Source organism: Streptomyces sp. NPDC055103 (assembly GCF_053607625.1).
This window is the reverse complement of the sequence record NZ_JBSGTX010000070.1, coordinates 1-16,617: the sequence shown is the minus strand read 5'-3', so window position 1 is coordinate 16,617 and position 16,617 is coordinate 1. Positions and strand designations below refer to the sequence as shown.

At 69.6% G+C, this 16,617-nt stretch carries 16 protein-coding genes, 1 tRNA gene and 1 pseudogene; 12 read left to right on the top strand and 6 right to left on the bottom strand.

What is annotated here, in order from left to right; translation table 11 throughout:
* Positions 1 to 7 precede the first annotated feature (7 nt).
* Positions 8 to 2,758 carry a penicillin acylase family protein gene (locus ACWFR1_RS32510; RefSeq protein ID WP_453557591.1) on the top strand — a complete coding sequence of 917 codons (2,751 nt, stop codon included), beginning with the start codon at positions 8 to 10 and terminating at the stop codon, positions 2,756 to 2,758.
* Here the strand turns inward: ACWFR1_RS32510 and ACWFR1_RS32505 are convergent.
* Positions 2,755 to 3,354 carry a 5-formyltetrahydrofolate cyclo-ligase gene (locus ACWFR1_RS32505; RefSeq protein ID WP_453557643.1) on the bottom strand — a complete coding sequence of 200 codons (600 nt, stop codon included), beginning with the start codon at positions 3,352 to 3,354 and terminating at the stop codon, positions 2,755 to 2,757. The two genes, ACWFR1_RS32510 and ACWFR1_RS32505, sit on opposite strands and share 4 nt — an antisense overlap.
* 113 nt (positions 3,355 to 3,467) lie before the next feature.
* Between ACWFR1_RS32505 and galU the strand changes: the two genes are divergently transcribed.
* From galU to ACWFR1_RS32470, 7 genes are all read left to right on the top strand, one after another.
* Positions 3,468 to 4,379: a UTP--glucose-1-phosphate uridylyltransferase GalU gene (galU, locus tag ACWFR1_RS32500; protein ID WP_453557589.1), complete on the top strand. Its 912-nt coding sequence runs from the start codon at positions 3,468 to 3,470 to the stop codon at positions 4,377 to 4,379.
* 148 nt (positions 4,380 to 4,527) lie between these two features.
* A complete protein-coding gene (gene glp, locus ACWFR1_RS32495; protein ID WP_453557641.1) occupies positions 4,528 to 5,787 on the top strand; it encodes a molybdotransferase-like divisome protein Glp in 1,260 nt (419 codons plus the stop codon).
* Positions 5,788 to 5,845: 58 nt separating this feature from the next.
* On the top strand, positions 5,846 to 6,331 hold the full coding sequence (gene moaC, locus ACWFR1_RS32490) for a cyclic pyranopterin monophosphate synthase MoaC (protein ID WP_453557587.1): 486 nt from the start codon (positions 5,846 to 5,848) through the stop codon (positions 6,329 to 6,331).
* Positions 6,328 to 6,921: a MogA/MoaB family molybdenum cofactor biosynthesis protein gene (locus ACWFR1_RS32485; protein WP_453557585.1), complete on the top strand. Its 594-nt coding sequence runs from the start codon at positions 6,328 to 6,330 to the stop codon at positions 6,919 to 6,921. Before moaC ends, ACWFR1_RS32485 begins: the two co-directional genes overlap by 4 nt.
* Complete coding sequence (locus ACWFR1_RS32480) at positions 6,918 to 7,529, top strand: GNAT family N-acetyltransferase (RefSeq protein WP_453557583.1); 612 nt, start codon at positions 6,918 to 6,920, stop codon at positions 7,527 to 7,529. Before ACWFR1_RS32485 ends, ACWFR1_RS32480 begins: the two co-directional genes overlap by 4 nt.
* A 137-nt stretch (positions 7,530 to 7,666) precedes the next feature.
* The gene (gene sepX / locus ACWFR1_RS32475; RefSeq protein WP_453557581.1) at positions 7,667 to 8,719 is read left to right on the top strand and encodes a divisome protein SepX/GlpR; all 1,053 of its coding nucleotides are present in this window, start codon (positions 7,667 to 7,669) and stop codon (positions 8,717 to 8,719) included.
* 94 nt (positions 8,720 to 8,813) lie between these two features.
* Positions 8,814 to 8,887: transfer RNA gene (locus tag ACWFR1_RS32470), tRNA-Ala, on the top strand.
* 235 nt (positions 8,888 to 9,122) lie between these two features.
* Here ACWFR1_RS32470 and ACWFR1_RS32465 read toward each other — a convergent pair.
* On the bottom strand, positions 9,123 to 10,946 hold the full coding sequence (locus ACWFR1_RS32465; protein WP_453557579.1) for a hypothetical protein: 1,824 nt from the start codon (positions 10,944 to 10,946) through the stop codon (positions 9,123 to 9,125).
* Positions 10,943 to 11,875, bottom strand: a complete 933-nt coding sequence (locus tag ACWFR1_RS32460; RefSeq protein WP_453557577.1) for a hypothetical protein — start codon at positions 11,873 to 11,875, stop codon at positions 10,943 to 10,945. Before ACWFR1_RS32460 ends, ACWFR1_RS32465 begins: the two co-directional genes overlap by 4 nt.
* Before the next feature lie 72 nt (positions 11,876 to 11,947).
* On the opposite strand from ACWFR1_RS32460, the gene ACWFR1_RS32455 reads away from it, so the two are divergent.
* On the top strand, positions 11,948 to 12,310 hold the full coding sequence (locus tag ACWFR1_RS32455) for a helix-turn-helix domain-containing protein (RefSeq protein ID WP_453557575.1): 363 nt from the start codon (positions 11,948 to 11,950) through the stop codon (positions 12,308 to 12,310).
* 159 nt (positions 12,311 to 12,469) lie between these two features.
* Here the strand turns inward: ACWFR1_RS32455 and ACWFR1_RS32450 are convergent, their stop codons facing one another.
* A complete protein-coding gene (locus ACWFR1_RS32450) occupies positions 12,470 to 13,012 on the bottom strand; it encodes a hypothetical protein (protein WP_453557573.1) in 543 nt (180 codons plus the stop codon).
* A gap of 339 nt (positions 13,013 to 13,351) precedes the next feature.
* Between ACWFR1_RS32450 and ACWFR1_RS32445 the strand changes: the two are divergent.
* Positions 13,352 to 14,110: pseudogene (locus ACWFR1_RS32445) on the top strand (transposase family protein).
* Between the two features lie 13 nt (positions 14,111 to 14,123).
* On the opposite strand, the gene ACWFR1_RS32440 reads toward ACWFR1_RS32445, so the two are convergent.
* Both ACWFR1_RS32440 and ACWFR1_RS32435 read right to left on the bottom strand, forming a co-directional pair.
* Positions 14,124 to 14,486: a hypothetical protein gene (locus tag ACWFR1_RS32440; protein WP_453557571.1), complete on the bottom strand. Its 363-nt coding sequence runs from the start codon at positions 14,484 to 14,486 to the stop codon at positions 14,124 to 14,126.
* A 122-nt stretch (positions 14,487 to 14,608) separates the two neighbouring features.
* Positions 14,609 to 15,046, bottom strand: coding sequence for a hypothetical protein (locus tag ACWFR1_RS32435; RefSeq protein WP_453557569.1), 438 nt, complete (start codon positions 15,044 to 15,046; stop codon positions 14,609 to 14,611).
* A gap of 516 nt (positions 15,047 to 15,562) precedes the next feature.
* On the opposite strand from ACWFR1_RS32435, the gene ACWFR1_RS32430 reads away from it, so the two are divergent.
* Both ACWFR1_RS32430 and ACWFR1_RS32425 read left to right on the top strand, forming a co-directional pair.
* Positions 15,563 to 16,075, top strand: a complete 513-nt coding sequence (locus ACWFR1_RS32430; protein WP_453557567.1) for an AMIN-like domain-containing (lipo)protein — start codon at positions 15,563 to 15,565, stop codon at positions 16,073 to 16,075.
* 320 nt (positions 16,076 to 16,395) lie between these two features.
* A partial coding sequence (locus ACWFR1_RS32425) for a hypothetical protein (RefSeq protein ID WP_453557565.1) occupies positions 16,396 to 16,617 on the top strand: 222 nt, incomplete at its 3' end.

Below are 16,617 nucleotides of genomic sequence, written 5' to 3'. Positions count from 1 at the left end.
GACAGCGATGCCCTCCAACACGACCGCGCCCCCCGCCAAGAAGAAAGGGCGGCGCGCCCGCCTGCTCCTCCTCGTCCTGGTCCTTGCGCTGGTCGCGGGCATCGGATTCGGCGGGTACTGGGGTGTCAGCACCGTCCGGGCCTCGTTCCCGCAGACCACGGGCGAGATCCGGCTCGACAGCCTCTCCGGTGACGTCGAGGTGAAGCGGGACGCGAACGGCGTCCCGCAGATCTACGCGGACAACGAGACCGACCTCTTCCGCGCCCAGGGCTACGTCCAGGCGCAGGACCGCTTCTACGAGATGGACGTCCGGCGGCACGTGACCGCCGGCCGGCTCTCCGAGATGTTCGGCGACAGCCAGGTCGAGACCGACTCCTTCCTGCGCACGCTCGGCTGGCGCCGGGTCGCGCAGCAGGAGTACGACACCGTCCTGTCGGCCGAGACGAAGAAGTACCTCGCGGCCTACGCGGAGGGCGTCAACGCCTACCTCAAGGACCGCGACCCGGCGGACGTCTCCGTCGAGTACGCGGCGCTGTCCTTCACCAACGACTACGCGATCGAGCCGTGGACCCCGGTCGACTCGGTGGCCTGGCTCAAGGCGATGGCCTGGGACCTGCGCGGCAACATGCAGGACGAGATCGACCGCTCGCTGATGACGAGCCGGCTGAGCGCGAGCCAGATCAAGCAGCTGTACCCGGAGTACCCGTACGCGCTCCACCAGCCGATCGTCGACAAGGGCGCGGTCGACGAGTCGACCGGTGCCTTCGACCCGGCGGCGAAGCCCGGCGAGGGCGACGGATCGACGACGGGCGACACCCCGGGCACCAACCCCACCGGCCCCGGTTCCTCCGCCGGCGGCGATGTGGACACCCAGCTCAGCGGGCTCTCCGAGGTCCTCGACGGCATCCCGGCGCTCCTCGGCCCCAACGGCAACGGCATCGGCTCGAACTCCTGGGTCGTCGCCGGCAAGTACACGACCTCCGGCAAGCCGCTCCTCGCCAACGACCCGCACCTCGCGCCGCAGCTGCCGTCGCTCTGGTACCAGATGGGGCTGCACTGCCGCTCGGTCTCGGCGACCTGCCGCTACGACGTCGCCGGCTACACCTTCTCCGGTACGCCCGGTGTGATCATCGGTCACAACGACAAGATCGCCTGGGGGCTCACCAACCTCGGCGCCGACGTCACCGACCTCTACCTGGAGAAGATCGGCCCGGACGGCTACCTCGTCGACGGCAAGGTCAAGCCGTTCACGGTCCGCGACGAGATCATCAAGGTCGCCGGCGGCGAGGACCGGAAGATCACGGTCCGCTCCACCGACCGCGGCCCGCTCGTCTCCGACCGCTCCACCGAGCTGGAGAAGGTCGGCCAGAAAGCCCCCGTCGGCAACGCCGCCCCCGACCGCGGCACCGGCTACGGCGTCTCCCTCCAGTGGACCGCCCTCCAGCCCGGCAAGTCGATGGACGCGATCTTCGCGCTCGACCGCGCCAAGGACTTCACCACCTTCCGGGCGGCCGCCAAGAACTTCGAGGTCCCGTCCCAGAACCTCGTCTACGCCGACACCGAGGGCAACATCGGCTACCAGTCCCCGGGCAAGATCCCGCAGCGCACCAAGGGCGACGGCGCCCTCCCGGCGCCGGGCTGGGACTCCACGTACAAGTGGAAGGGCTACATCCCCTTCGAGAAGCTGCCGTACGAGTACAACCCCGACCGCGGCTACATCGTCACCGCCAACCAGGCCGTGATCGACCGGAAGACCTACCCGGAGCTGCTCACCAAGGACTGGGGCTACGGCTCGCGCAGCCAGCGGATCAACGACCTCATCGAGTCGAAGACCAAGGACGGCGGAAAGATCTCGCCGGACGACATGCGGACCATGCAGACGGACAACCGCAGCGAGATCGCGACGCTGCTCAACCCGCTCCTGCTGAAGGTCGACATCTCCGACCCGTACGTCCGCGAGGCGCAGAAGCTCCTGGAGGGCTGGGACTACACCCAGGAGCCCGACTCGGCCGCCGCCGCCTACTTCAACGCGGTCTGGCGCAACGTCCTCAAGCTCTCCTTCGGCGACAAGCTGCCCAAGGAGCTCCGCGCCGAGGGCGACTGCATCACCGTCCGCCCGGCGGACGCCACCGGCCCGGTCGACGAGCAGAACAAGCTCGTCCGGGAGTGCGGCCAGCGCGACCCCGACTCGGCGCAGCCGGACGGCGGCGACCGCTGGTACGAGGTGGTCCGCCCGCTCCTCAAGCAGGAGAAGAGCGAGTGGTGGACGACCCCGGGCAACCGCACGGACGCCGCCACCGAGACCCGTGACCAGCTCCTCGCCCGGGCCATGAAGGACGCCCGCTGGGAGCTGACCGCGAAGCTCGGCAAGGACGTCTCCACCTGGAGCTGGGGCCGGCTGCACCAGCTGACCCTGAAGAACCAGACCCTCGGCACCGCCGGCCCCGGCTTCGTGCAGCAGCTCCTCAACCGCGGCCCGTGGAACCTGGGCGGTGGCGAGGCGGCGGTCGACGCGACCGGCTGGAACGCGGCCGGCGGCTACGAGGTCATCTGGGTGCCGTCGATGCGGATGGTGGTCAACGTCGGTGACTGGGACAAGTCCCGGTGGGTCAACCTGACCGGGGCCTCGGGCCACGCCTTCGACGACCACTACACCGACCAGACGGACACCTGGGCGAAGGGCGAGCTCTACGACTGGGCCTACGGCAAGGCCGCGGTGGACGCCTCGACGAAGGACACGCTGATGCTGAAGCCCTAACCGGCTGCTGCGAATCGGGTGACCCCCTCCGGGGTCACCACCGCGTGCACGGGGTGGTCGTGCGGTTCCTCCGGGACCCGGGCGACCACCTCGTTCGCGTACAGGAGCACGACGAGCGCCGGGTCGGTGCCCGCCCGCGCGAGCCGGGCGAGGACCCGGTCGTACGAGCCGCCGCCCCGACCGAGCCGCATCCCGCGCGCGTCGACCGCGAGACCCGGCAGCAGGACGGCGTCGGCGGAACAGACGGCCTCGGGCCCGAGGCGGGGCCCGACCGGTTCGAGGAGACCGCGCCCGGCCTTCGCGAGCCGCTCCGGACCTTCGTACGAGGCCCAGTCCAGGTCGTTGTCGGGGAGCAGTACGGGGAGCAGGACCCGCACCCCGCGCGCGTGCAGCGCGTCGAGCAGCGCGCGCGTGCCCGGTTCGCGGCCCACGGACACATAGGCGGCGACGGTGGACGCCTCGGCGAGTTCGGCCAGTTCCACTCCCTGGCGGGCGAGGGATTCGGCCGTGTCCGCCAGGGATTCGGCGCTCAGTGCGGCGCGGGCGGCCAGAAGTCGACTGCGCAGCAGGGTCTTTTCGGACATCTCGGGTGTCATGACGGCCTCGGGTGGATTCACGAAACGCTCATACCTGTCTTAACTGCCGCAATGCGGAGGAAGTTCATCGGAGTCACATCTTTCTCTCATTCCGAACGGCTAAGGTGCACCGCATGAATCAGTCGCTCCCCAGGCTCGGCCGGATCAGCAAGGCTGTCATCCCGGCCGCCGGCCTCGGCACCCGCTTCCTCCCGGCGACCAAGGCGACGCCGAAGGAGATGCTTCCGGTCGTCGACAAGCCGGCCATCCAGTACGTCGTCGAGGAGGCCGTCGCGGCCGGCCTCTCGGATGTTCTGATGATCACCGGTCGCAACAAGCGTCCCCTGGAGGACCACTTCGACCGGAACTACGAGCTGGAGGAAGCTCTGAGCCGGAAGGGCGACGCCGAACGCCTCTCCAAGGTCCAGGAGTCCAGCGACCTCGCCACCATGCACTACGTGCGCCAGGGCGCCCCGCGCGGCCTCGGTCACGCGGTGCTGTGCGCGGCCCCGCACGTCGGCGACCAGCCCTTCGCGGTGCTCCTCGGAGACGACCTGATCGACCCGCGCGACCCGCTGCTCGCGCGGATGGTGGAGGTCCTGGAGCGCGAGGGCGGCAGCGTGATCGCGCTGATGGAGGTCGAGCCCTCGCAGATCCACCTCTACGGCTGCGCGGCGGTCGAGGAGACCGTCGACGCGGACGTCGTGAAGGTGACGGACCTGGTCGAGAAGCCCGACGCGGGCCAGGCGCCCAGCAGCTACGCGATCATCGGCCGCTATGTGCTGGATCCGGCCGTCTTCGGGACGCTGCGGGAGACCGAGCCGGGCCGCGGCGGGGAGATCCAGCTCACCGACGCCCTGCAGAAACTCGCCACCGACGAGAAGATCGGCGGGCCGGTGCACGGGGTCGTGTTCAAGGGCCGCCGCTATGACACCGGTGACCGCGGGGACTATCTGCGTGCCATTGTCAGACTCGCGTGCGAACGTGAAGATCTGGGACCGGACTTCCGGGCCTGGCTCCGGAGATACGTCAGCGAGGAGATGTAGGACCTTGAGCAGCAGCGCGGCACCGTCGCCGTCCGACGAGCGCGGCCACGGCCACGGCCATGAGCACGTCCACGGTGACGACCACGGCCACGGTGACGGCCACGGCCCGGCGGACCCCTGCGCGGGGCCGTCGCGGGGCCTGTGGTCGGTGGACGAGCACCTGGCCGACATCCTCGCGACGGTCGGCCCGCTCGAACCCATCGAGCTCCAACTCCTCGACGCGCAGGGCTGTGTCCTCGTCGAGGACGTGACGGTGCCGGTCGCGCTGCCGCCCTTCGACAACAGCTCCATGGACGGGTACGCGGTGCGGGTCGCCGATGTCGCCGGTGCCACCGAGGAGTTCCCCGCGGTCCTCACGGTGATCGGCGACGTCGCGGCCGGTGACGGCAGGCTGCCGACCGTCGGCCCCGGGCAGGCCGCCCGGATCATGACGGGCGCCCCGCTGCCGCCCGGCGCCGAGGCCGTCGTCCCCGTCGAGTGGACCGACGGCGGTACGGGCGGGGGCGCGGCCACCGGCATGCGCGCCGCCAGCACCGCCCCGGAGGGCGCGGGTGGCGAGGTCCGGGTGCACCGGTCCGCCGAGACCCGCGCACACGTCCGCGCGCGCGGCAGCGACGTCTCGGCAGGGGAGCTGGCCCTCGCGGCGGGCACGGTCCTGGGGCCGCCGCAGATCGGCCTGCTCGCGGCGATCGGCCGGGGCACGGTGAGGGTCCGCCCCCGTCCCCGGGTCGTGGTCATCTCCACCGGCAGCGAGCTCGTCCAGCCCGGTGAGCCGCTGGGCGAGGGCCAGATCCACGACTCGAACAGCTTCGCGCTGGCCGCGGCCGCGCGGGACGCCGGCGCCCTCGCCTACCGCGTGGGCGCCGTCACCGACGACGCCGAGACGCTGCGGGCCACGATCGAGGACCAGCTCATCCGGGCGGACCTGATCGTGACCACGGGCGGGGTGAGCGTCGGCGCGTACGACGTGGTGAAGGAGGCGCTGACCGCCGACGGGCAGGTCGACTTCCGCAAGCTGGCCATGCAGCCGGGCAAGCCGCAGGGCTTCGGCGCGATCGGCGCCGAGCAGATCCCGCTGCTGGCCCTGCCGGGCAACCCCGTCTCGTCGTACGTCTCCTTCGAGTTGTTCGTCCGCCCCGCGATCCGCGCCCTGATGGGCGTCGAGGACCTCCACAGACCCACGGCCCGGGCCGTCCTCACCACCGACAAGCCCCTCTCGTCCCCGGCCGGCCGCCGCCAGTTCCTGCGCGGCACGTACGACCCGGAGGCGGGCACCGTCACCCCCGTGGGCGGCGCCGGCTCACACCTCATCGCGGCCCTCGCCCACGCGGACTGCCTGCTCGTGGTCCCGGAGGCCACGACCGGCGTGGAGCCGGGCACCGAGCTGGACGTGGTCCTCCTCGGCTGAGGGGGCGAGGGTGGCGGTACGGTGTCGTCCCCATACAGCGACCGGGAGTGTCACGGCCATGAGCACGCAGCAAGGTCTCACCCACATCGACGATGCGGGGGCGGCCCGCATGGTCGACGTCTCCGCGAAGGACGTCACGGCCCGCACCGCGCGGGCCAGCGGACGGGTCCTCGTCTCGCCGCGCGTGATCGAGCTGCTGCGCGGCGAGGGAGTACCGAAGGGCGACGCGCTGGCGACGGCGCGGATCGCCGGGATCATGGGGGCGAAGAAGACCCCCGACCTGATCCCGCTCTGCCACCCGCTCGCCGTCTCGGGCGTCACCCTGGACCTGGCGGTCACGGACGAGGCGGTCGAGATCCTGGCGACGGTGAAGACCACGGACCGCACGGGCGTCGAGATGGAGGCCCTGACGGCGGTCTCGGTGGCGGCCCTGACGGTGGTCGACATGGTGAAGGCGGTCGACAAGGGCGCGGTCATCTCCGACGTACGGGTGGAGGAGAAGACGGGCGGAAAGTCGGGCCACTGGACGCGGAGCGAGTCGTGACGCGCGCGGGCCGGGTGACGGGCTCGCACGAGCACGAGCACGAGCACGGCCACGAGGCGCAGGCTCCGGCGGCGCCCGGGGACGGCGTCGGCGGCGCCCTCTCCGCTCCCTACTCGGCCCTGGTCGTCACGGCCTCCAACCGGGCGTCGGCAGGGGTGTACGAGGACAAGGGCGGTCCGCTGATCGCCGAGGGCCTGGCCCGGACGGGCTTCGCCGTGGACGGCCCGCAGATCGTCCCGGACGGGGCGCCGGTCGAGGCCGCGCTGCGGGCCGGCGTCGCGGCCGGGTACGACGCGATCGTCACCACCGGCGGTACGGGCATCTCGCCCACCGACGAGACCCCCGAGGCCACCCGCAGGGTCCTGGACCGCGAGATCCCGGGCATCCCGGAGGCGATTCGCGCGTACGGCCGGGAGAAGGTGCCGACGGCGGCGCTCTCGCGCGGGCTCGCGGGCGTGGCGGGCGGGACGCTGATCGTGAACCTGCCGGGGTCTCCCGGCGGGGTACGGGACGGGCTGGCGGTCCTGGAACCGCTCCTCAGGCACGCCGTCGACCAGATCCGCGGCGGCGACCACCCGAGACCGTCATGATCCCGCCCTGGCCCGTGGTCCTGGTGGACGGGGACGTCGTCCTCCGCCCGATAAAGATGAGCGACCAGCGGGCCTGGCGCGAGGTGAACCGGCGCAACCGCGAGTGGCTGCGGCCCTGGGAGGCGACGGTCCCGCCCCCGGCGCCGGGCGGCCCGGTCGCGCAGCGGCCGACGTACCGCCAGATGGTCCGTCATCTGCGGTCGGAGGCGAAGGCCGGCCGGATGCTGCCGTTCGTCATCGAGTACCAGGGGCGTCTCGTCGGGCAGTTGACCGTGGCGGGGATCACCTGGGGCTCGATGTGCTCGGGGCACGTGGGCTACTGGGTGGACAGCGAGGTGGCCGGGCGCGGGGTGATGCCGACGGCGGTCGCGCTCGCCGTCGACCACTGCTTCCGCGCGGTCGGACTGCACCGGATGGAGGTGTGCATCCGCCCGGAGAACCGCCCTTCGCGGCGGGTCGTGGAGAAACTCGGCTTCCGCGAGGAGGGGCTGCGCCCCCGCTATCTCCACATCGACGGCGCGTGGCGGGACCATCTCGTCTTCGCGCTGACGGTGGAGGAGGTGCCGGAGGGATTGCTGCGGCGCTGGCGCCAGACACGAATGGCATAAACGTTCGAATTTAATCGGTAGTTGGCACGCAAACGATCTGAACAATCACAAAAAAGTTCAGTGATATCAGCCAGATCGTGCGACACACCGGGCCAATTGGCCGATGGCCTCCCGCGAACCCCTCTACCGTGTGAGGCGTGAGCAGCAGCGGCCTCATCTACGCAGTCATCGTCGGGGCCTGGGCCGCCTACTTGGTGCCGATGTGGCTCCGCAGGCAGGACGAGCTGAACGAAGCCCGTCCGACGGAACGCTTCAGCACCGCCATCCGGCTGCTGTCCGGACGGGCGGGAATGGAGCGCCGGTACGCCAAGGAGCTCAAGGAGCGGGACCTTACGGCGGAGGGACCGACGCCCGACGTGGACCCGGACGCGACGACCGAGCATGTGAGCTCGGTCGACGTCCGGGCTTTTTCCGCGCCCGCGGCCAGGACCGAGGCGCGCCTCGAACTCCCCGAGCCCGAGCCGGAACCGACGCCGGAACCCGCCCCCGCCCCGGCGCGCCCCTCCGCGAGTGGCGCGGCGGCCGAGCGGGCCCGCCGGGGCAAGGTCCTCGCCCGGCGCCGGCGCACCACCACGCTCCTCTTCGCGGGGTTCAGCCTCGGCGCGGTCGTCGCGGCCGTCGGCGGCGTCCCCTTCCTGTGGGCGCCCGCGGTCCCGGCGCTGCTCCTGAGCGCGTACATCGTGCATCTGAGGGTCCAGGAGCGACGGCGCTTCGTGTACGTGATGGACCGGCGCCGCGCGGAAGCGGCGGCCGCCCGGCTGCGCGAGAGCCGCCGGCCCACGCCGACGCCCGAGCCGGAGGCCGAGCAGGCGCCGGTCTCGACGTCGCCCGTGTCGCCGCAGGAGGCGGGCCGGCGCGCCCTGGTCGAACAGACCGACCACGCGGAGTGGGTGGACCAGCAGCGCGAGCGCGGCCCGGCCCGCGGCGACAGCTGGGAGCCGGTCCCGGTCCCGCTCCCCACGTACGTCACCGCGCCGGTCGCCCCGCGCGCGTCGAGCGGCGTCGACATCACGGACCCGGAGACCTGGAGCGCGGCCCGCTCCTCCACGGCGGCGGACCCGACCCCCGCCCCGTCCCCGTCCCAGCCCCGCCGCCGCACCGCCCCGCCCCGCCGGGGCCGCGACAGCGGCCGCACGCCCCTCTTCGACCAGTACGCGGAGGACGACCGCCCCCGGGCGGCCAACGAATGACCCCCACCGGGGGCCCGCGACGGTCCCCGGTGACCTGCGGCGAAACCGATTTTTGCGTGAGCCGGTCGGGATGCTAATGTTTCACACGTCGCAAGGGCCTGTGGCGCAGTCTGGTAGCGCACCTCGTTCGCATCGAGGGGGTCTGGGGTTCAAATCCCCACAGGTCCACAAACGGCTGTTCTTGAGTTCGCTCAGGAAGAGTTTACGAGATCCCGCCTGATCGAAAGATCGGGCGGGATCTCTGCGTTTCCGGGGTCTGTTCGAGGCGTTGTCCGAACGGGGTCGGTGCCGGAGTCGGTTGCCTGGCGGTCGTCAGCCTGGAGTTTTCGGGGTGGTTCGGATCCATGGGGTGTTCTGGGGCTACCGGTGGGCGTGCGTGATCCCGATCTGTGGTGCAGGGGTGTCAGGTGGTCTCGCGGATTTCCTGCTCCGTGGGCGGAGGCAGCCCGGTGGCGTCGGGTGGCCGGGCCGCCGGTCCGGCGATAGCGGCGAGTTCGTGGGTGGCGACCGCTTCCGTGGACCCGGTGGTCTGTTGCCAGGTGAAAAGGATGCTCAGGTTGATGCTGCAGATCATCAGCGCGAGCAGGATGGTCTGTGCGACGCGTCCGTGGGCGAGGCGCTTTGTGGGGTCGGAGATGTCGATGCCGTGGCTCTTGGCCCTGCCGTTGAGACCTTCGATGTTCGCTCGCTCGGGCCGGTAGGCGTCCTGCCAGGTGGGGTGGAGGTAGTGCCGGTCCTGGCGGAACTTGTCGAGCTTGCCGAGGGCACCGGGCCGGACGGTGATCGTGGGCTTCTGGCAGATTCGCGGCAGCTCGCCTTTGGGCAAGGGGCGGAGCCGTTCGCCTTGGGGGATCGGGACGGTGGGTTTGGCCGCGCTGTGCGCGGCGGTGGCCCGCTTGCTGGTGAGGTCCATCACGACCGGCCGCGGAGCCGGGACGCGGTGGACCTGGTTGAAGCGGGGACACGACACGGCGGGCGAGGGTCCGCTGGCCGGGCACTGGAGCCTGATCGCGCCCCGCTCGTCCGCGGACTCCTTGAGTTTGAGGAAGTACGGCTCCCGGGCAGCGATCAGATCGCGGAGCTCGTCGCTGTCGCCGATGCCGCGTACGGCTTTGTCGTCGAGCCCTGCGGTCGTGCGGGCCAGTGCGTCCGGCATTGCGGGGCAGGCGAGCGATCCGTCGACGAGGAGGGCACCCTGGTGGGTGCCCTGGACACCCCGGTGCTGCTGCTTGTAGTCGAGAACCAGCTGGTAGCCCATGGTGCGGACCGGCTGGGCGAAGTGCTCGGTGATCTGGTCGGTGTAGGCGCGGTCGGCCGCCAGCAGACCTTTGGGGAAGCCGAACGGGGCAAGCTGGGCGAGGGAGTGGACCGCGTTCGGGCCGATGCGTTTGCCCGGGGTGTCCAGGACGAGGCCGAGCGCGAGCTGCGGATGGCGGCTGACACGTTCACCGGCCTGCCGATGGCCGCCGGGGTGGCGTCGGCTGGCCGCGACCAGGAGGCTGGCGGAGTGTCCGAAGATCCCTTCTTCGGAGCCTCCGCAGTAGTGCCAGCCGGCGGTGAGCTCGACGGAGGCCAGGCCCCGTCGTTCGCGGGCCGGCTGGTGCCAGGCGGGAATCGGGGTGGTGTCGGCGGCGATATCGCCCCGCCAGCCCTTGAACAGGCCCCGGCGGTGGGCGAGGCGGACGGTGATCAGCACCAGACGGTCACTGACCTCCTGCAGAAGCTCCCGCCGACGTGTGCGCTCGGCGTCCGCGTCCTCCCAGGCAGCGGCCACGACTGCGGCCTCTTCCGCCGGCAGCCGGCGCCGCCGGTCGCAGCGCAGGGGGTCGAGGGCGGTCGTCAGCCGGTCGAAGGAGCGGTAGACGCGGCGGGAGAACGCGATCCTGGCATGGTCGTCGGCACGGCAGGCGTCCGGGACGCCGAGCCACGATCGCGCGGGGGCACGGAGCTCATCGAGCAGCACTCGGCAGACGTCCGCGAGGCTGGCGCTGCGGTGATAGTGCAACGCCAGAAGCAACCCCACCAGCACGGTCCGGACCGGGAGCCCCTTCGGGCCCGGTCGGCCTTGCAGCTCGGGGTCGATCAGTTCAAGCACTCCGGACTCGTGCAGAAGTGCATCGAGCTGGCCGACCTTCGACTCGGGGATCTCGAAGTGGGCATCGGTGACCGGCCGTGGCCGGCACCTCCTGATCTTCTCCGGGTTCCGCCAGGCCCGGGGCTTGGTCACCTCTCCTCCGTGCCCCGCAGGAGCCGGGCCGCTGTCACCTCGTCCACGGGCGGCACCAGGTGCTGCCAGCGGGCCAGGGACGCGGCGGATGCGAGCCCGGCGGCCTGGGCGATCAGATGGTGATCGATATGCGCGCGCATCAGCTCGACGATCCACGTCGCCCGCAGCCGGCCCACCGAGACAGCGGGCAGATCCCGCGGCGGCCGATGGATCAGGGACCAGGAGCCGATCAGGTTCTTGGAGTACTCGACGGTCCGTCTCGGCCGGAACAAGTACCCGCCACCCGCCTCCTCCGCCAGCTCGCCCAACACCGTGTCCCATGCGGCCCGGGCGACAAGTGGGACCAACCGTTTGACGCCCTTGTGCAACAGCGGCCCGTCCCGGCGAGGGCGCCGCAGATCAACGCCTCGACTGGCTGCGACCTCCTTCGGCATCAGCCCCAGCCCGGCACCCAGCCCCAGCAGCGCGAGCGCGTCTGTCCTCTGCTGCCGGGACAAATGAGTCGCCCAGTGCCGCAAGCCCGCCAACTCGGCCGCCGTGTAGGGCTGGTAGGGGCTGGCCTCGGCATGCATCCGGGCCGAGGGCGCCTCGCCGCGCTCGCTCCAGGCCAAGGCGTCACGTACGCGCAGAAGCCACGTCCTGTAGGTCCGGACCGACGACGGCTCGATGTCCCCGGTCCGCGAGAGCACGAATGCGTCGATCGCCTCGTTGCGCAACCATGCATCCGCGGACCGCTCGATCCCCATCGCCTCTGCCCACAGTGCCAGCCCGCCGACCACGTGCAGCAGCCGCTCCACGTCATAGGGCACGGCCGTCACGGTCGCGGTCACGATCGTCCGCACCAGTGGCGAGACCTCGGCCCAGACGGGCGGAGCGTTCTTGGGCCGGTAGCGGGTGATCTTCGCGGACGTGACGGGATCAAGGACCACGGTCCATGCATACCGGCTGGACAAGCAGCCATTCCGCAGCTGATCAACTTCAACGGACAGGATGGTGCGCGCATGGTCGGCGGACGCGCCCGCGCACGCTCCCCCAGGGAGCTGACCTGCAATCCGGAAGCCTGGCCCGAGCAGCCGAGCACCGACCCGGCCGCCGAAGCGGTTCGTCACATCGCTCGTACCCTCGCCCTCGTCCTGGACGGCCGGGGCCTGAGCCTGCGTGCGACTGCCGCTGGCTCCGGTGTGAACAGGCAGGCCGTCGCCGACCTTCTCGCGGGACGGTCCTGGCCGGACGTGGCGACCGTCGCCCGCCTCGCCCACTTCACCGGCGCCAACCTGTGGCCGCACAGCATCAACATCGATCGGAAGAGAACGCAATTGAGCCTCGATCCACGCCCGAAAACACGAAACAGCGACCGGGCATGACGAAGTTCGCGGCTCCGCGCATCGAGGGGGAAGAGCTCCACTACCCTCGAACACGCGAGAGCCACCTGCCAGACGGGCGCTCACGCACCCGGCACCGCCGAGTCGATTGGTAGTCCCTCGGCGGTGCCACCTCACCTGCCGCGCGCTCGCGGCCCCGGTTCACTCCCGGGTATCCCCCTGCCGCTGTTCACCGGCATGGGTCGGAGCGATCGCGAACCAGGCCGTCGGACCCTCCACCACCCGGCCCTCCTTCGCCAGGGCCTTCAGCCGGGATCGAGTGGTCTCCACCCGCCGCCCCTTCGACGTGTCCGAGACGTCCTCGCCGATCGCCACGGTGATGTCCTTCGCATGCATCGCACGCCCCGCCCCCGCAAGGAGCACCAGAATCCGCTCTCGCGCCTCTTCCCACTCCAGCGGGCCGGAAGGCGCGGCCCCGCTGGAAGGTACTTCTGCATCGGCAGGCCGGGAATCGTCGGCAGGGGCATTCGCCACCGGGTCCTCTGCAGGGGCCTCTGGCGGCTCTTGCGTGGAGTCGTGGCCCTGGTTGGTGTACTCGTCGACGACCAGGGACAACAGCGTCTCCCGCGTGATCGTCAGATGAGCCAGCCGCTCCTCGGACGCAGCGATCTTGTCGCGTAGGGCCGCCAACTCGCCACGGACGACCGCCTCTTCCTGATCCAGACGCTCGAACAGTGACGTCATACCGGCCCCACCTTCACTCGCCGACCCCAGAGCCCGATGGCACTCCAGGCCCCAGCCAAACGTAGGACCAACTCCAGCAAGATCGCAGAGGGTGACCGTAGATGGCCCCAACCGACTGCATGTGAACGCCTTGCGCTCACACCCCTCCGACCGGCGACAGAACCCGTCCGCACCGTAGTGTCAGAACATGCAGACCGAAGACTCCCCGGGGCCCGCCGCCAAGCTGAGTCTTTTCCAACCTGACGGTGCTGGCCGCGTATTGAAAGGATCTGCGGAACGACGAAGCTCCTGGTAGATGGGTTCTCGACCAAGATCGCCCGTAGCCACCAGGAGCTTCGTGTGCTTGTCTACCCGTCGTCGATCGACCTGTCCAGTCGTACCCTGCGGTGGCCTGACCGCACGGCTTGCGGTGCGGCGAGGGGAGATCGGGACCCGATGGCGGCGTCTGACCGCCGGCCGTCAGGCTCTGCTCGCCTTGGCCCATTGCAATGCGGTGACACATACGCCCAGCTCGCCGCCGGGTTCGGCATCGGCATCGCGACCGTATACCGCTACATACGCGAGGCCATCGAGGTGCTGACCACCCTCGCGCCCACCCTGGCCGAGGTGATGCAGATCGCGCGGACAAAGTTGTTCGTGATCCTGGACGGCACCCTGCTGCCGATCGACCGGATCGCCGCCGCCAGTCCGTACTACTCGGGCAAGCATAAACGTCACGGTATGAACGTCCAGGTCCTCACCGATCCCTTCGGACGGCTGCTGTGGGCCTCGCCCGCGCTGCCGGGCTCCACTCACGACCTGACCGCCGCCGCCCGCACCCACGGCATCGTCGAAGCACTCGCCGATGCCGACCTCAAGGGCTGGGCCGACAAGGCGTATCAAGGCGCCGGTGGCGCCATCCGAGTGGCCTTCCGGGGCCGCAGTCTCAGGCGGTGGCAGCGCCGGCGCAACAGCACACGCGCCAAGATCCGCTGCCTCGGCGAGCAGGCCATGGCCACGCTGAAGGGCTGGCGCCTCCTGCGGAAGCTCCGCTGCAGCACCAACCGCATCACAGCGATCGTCCAGGCTGTCCTCGTCCTTCATCACGCGTCAGCGTGAGGTTGAAAAAGGCTCAGTAAGGTGTGACGGAGTCGATGTAGATTTTCGGATCGTCCGGCAGGTTGCCTGCATGGGAAGCGCCCATCACTGTGGATTCCGAAGCGACCTGGCCGGCGGGCACCTGCTGAAAGTCGAACTCGTTGGTCGTCACCCATTCCTTGCCGTCACCGATGCTGACCTTGACCCTGATGTTCCGCGTCTCTCTTGCGGTATTGGTGACGTTGCATGCGACATTGATGCCGATCTCGTTACGGGTGGCCCGGATCTCCACATCACCCATCGTGACGATCTTCGTCTTCCCCAGGTAGCTGATGGCCGGTGACGGTTCCGGACTGGGCTCCTGAGATTCCGGAGTGCGGAGAGTGCTGCTCTCCATGGCAGGAGGAGAAGGCAAGGAACCAGGAGAAGAGCCCTCGCTGCTCGAACATCCGGTGACCAGTGCGACGACGAGCAGTGCCGCGCCCCACGATGTGGGGCGCAGTGCGCTGGGGGATGCCATCAGTTGCAGGACCCAACCTGGAGGTAGTTGTCAACGACAACCTGGCTGCCGACCTTCATGTAGGAGTACGCCTTGCCGCAGTAACCCCGGTTCTGGTAAACGGGCCCGGCGTAGGAACTAAAGGAGCCGAAGTTCTCGGTGGCAGGGGTGGAGGTGTAGTTGTCGTTCAGGCGGATGCCCATGTAGCGGGTGTAGCCGGTGTCGTTGAAGAACACGGCACAGATCGGCCTGTCGTAGTAAGAGCTGCCTGTCTCGGTGCCGTTGGTCCAGGTGTACGTGGTGCCGTAGGTGCCGTAGCGGGCGGCCCCCGTGGAGATGGTGTAGCCGGATCCGCACACGTTGGCGGTCGCTGCGGCAACCTCGACGTTGGACTCGACCAGGGAACGCCCCTCGGCGTTCGCCTCGACCTTCAGACCCTTTCCGCCCTTGAGTTCCACTATCTTTGCCGGGGGCTTCGGCCCCGGCTCGCCGACGGGCGCGGCGTTGGCACTGGTGGCGGTGACAGCGGTTATGCCCAGGGCCAGGGCAGCGACAACGCGACGAAAAGCGGGCCTGGAGGGCATCGTTGTCGACCGGGCCCGGCTGCGCTACGGAGGAGGGGAAACTCTGTCAGGTCTTCCGATCGGCACCAGTGCCGCCTTTCCCGCGTCATTCAGCCAACCTGACAGAGGTCCACACCGCGCCTGGCGTCGACGGGAATAGAGGGTGATGATCCTGCCCAGTGTCCTCGGAAATGATCACTCCGAGTTGGCTGGAACGCCCCCCACACCTTGTGAGCAGGGTCTGTCGCTCAGGAACAGGCCATGAAACCGCATCCTTTCGGCCGCATTGCCCCTGCTGGGGCGACGACTCGAGGTCGTGCCCGTCGTCGTGCGCGCGTCACGTGTGCCTGAGTGGGGGGCATCCGTCATCGGGGGTGCCGGCCGGGATCCCATGAGAAGGAGTTAGCCACCATGAGCTCATCACGACGTAAGTGGGGCCGAATAGCCGGGCCTCTCGCCGCCGCTGCTCTCGTCTCAACGCTCGCGTCTGCGACGGCATCCGCCTCGACGCCGGCCGACCTCACGTCAACCGTCACCTGCTATGGAACCGACCCCTGTGTGATGGGGGTCCGGGCAGCCACACACACGGGCTACGACCGCCTCGTGTTCGACCTCGCGACCAACCGCACTGGAGTCTTCAGCACGTCGACGAACACGACAGGCGCGTACGACGGCCCGGAGGGCAGGCCGGAGTACCTGACCGTCACGGGCACGTCATACCTGTTCATCACGCTGGAACCCGCCATTCCCGCCGCCGGTGCAGTCCTGAGCAAGGCCTTCGACCTGCCGACGATCAAGGGCATCGAGTCGACGTACTACCACGCGGCGCGTCTGGGATTCGGTATCTCGCTCGGTCCGTCCACCCGCTACAACATCTTCCATCTGACCCAGCCGAACCGCCTGGTCATCGACGTCTACCGGTAGAGGCCGCCCCTTCGGCAACCCCGGATTTCCGCAGCCTGAAAAGCTTTGGGAATCGTTTCCGCTGTCCCCGGTACAGGGAACACCTCTCTGACCTCGGAGGTGCCAGGCGAACGGCGTCGAAGGTCGTTAGCTCTGGGTACGGCCTATCTCGAACGCTTTCAGGCGGTGCCTTTTCTGGGCCTCAGATCGAGCAGGCCAAATTTCGCCATCGGCGTCGCCGAACGCTTCCTGCTCCTCATCGGTATCCGCCTCGTCATTGGGCTCTGCCGATTACCAATTGCGACGCCGGTCTCCGTAGCAGAAGTCCTGGTGTTGGCCTCGTGATCGGCCTGCTTGTTGACCGCTATCCGGCGTGGAGGGCGAAGGTCGTGGATCGGTCGATGCAAAGTGGCTTCAACCTCGTGTTCCCTCCTCTTCTCGGAGTTTTTCCGCGCGCTTTTGAGGGACTATTGATCAGAAACTCATGGGGTTCACTCGTCGAGGATGTAGCGGACGTGCTGGCCGCCGAAGTATCCGCGCACGATGTGGGGCTGGCGTTGTCG

What these genes read in the sequence shown, in the direction of transcription:
- ACWFR1_RS32510 (WP_453557591.1), top strand. Translation starts at nt 8, where the DNA reads ATGCCCTCCAACACGACCGCGCCCCCCGCCAAGAAGAAAGGGCGGCGC.
- ACWFR1_RS32505 (WP_453557643.1), bottom strand. Translation starts at nt 3,354, where the DNA reads ATGACACCCGAGATGTCCGAAAAGACCCTGCTGCGCAGTCGACTTCTG.
- galU (WP_453557589.1), top strand. Translation starts at nt 3,468, where the DNA reads ATGAATCAGTCGCTCCCCAGGCTCGGCCGGATCAGCAAGGCTGTCATC.
- moaC (WP_453557587.1), top strand. Translation starts at nt 5,846, where the DNA reads ATGAGCACGCAGCAAGGTCTCACCCACATCGACGATGCGGGGGCGGCC.
- ACWFR1_RS32480 (WP_453557583.1), top strand. Translation starts at nt 6,918, where the DNA reads ATGATCCCGCCCTGGCCCGTGGTCCTGGTGGACGGGGACGTCGTCCTC.
- ACWFR1_RS32455 (WP_453557575.1), top strand. Translation starts at nt 11,948, where the DNA reads ATGGTCGGCGGACGCGCCCGCGCACGCTCCCCCAGGGAGCTGACCTGC.
- ACWFR1_RS32450 (WP_453557573.1), bottom strand. Translation starts at nt 13,012, where the DNA reads ATGACGTCACTGTTCGAGCGTCTGGATCAGGAAGAGGCGGTCGTCCGT.
- ACWFR1_RS32440 (WP_453557571.1), bottom strand. Translation starts at nt 14,486, where the DNA reads ATGGAGAGCAGCACTCTCCGCACTCCGGAATCTCAGGAGCCCAGTCCG.
- ACWFR1_RS32430 (WP_453557567.1), top strand. Translation starts at nt 15,563, where the DNA reads ATGAGCTCATCACGACGTAAGTGGGGCCGAATAGCCGGGCCTCTCGCC.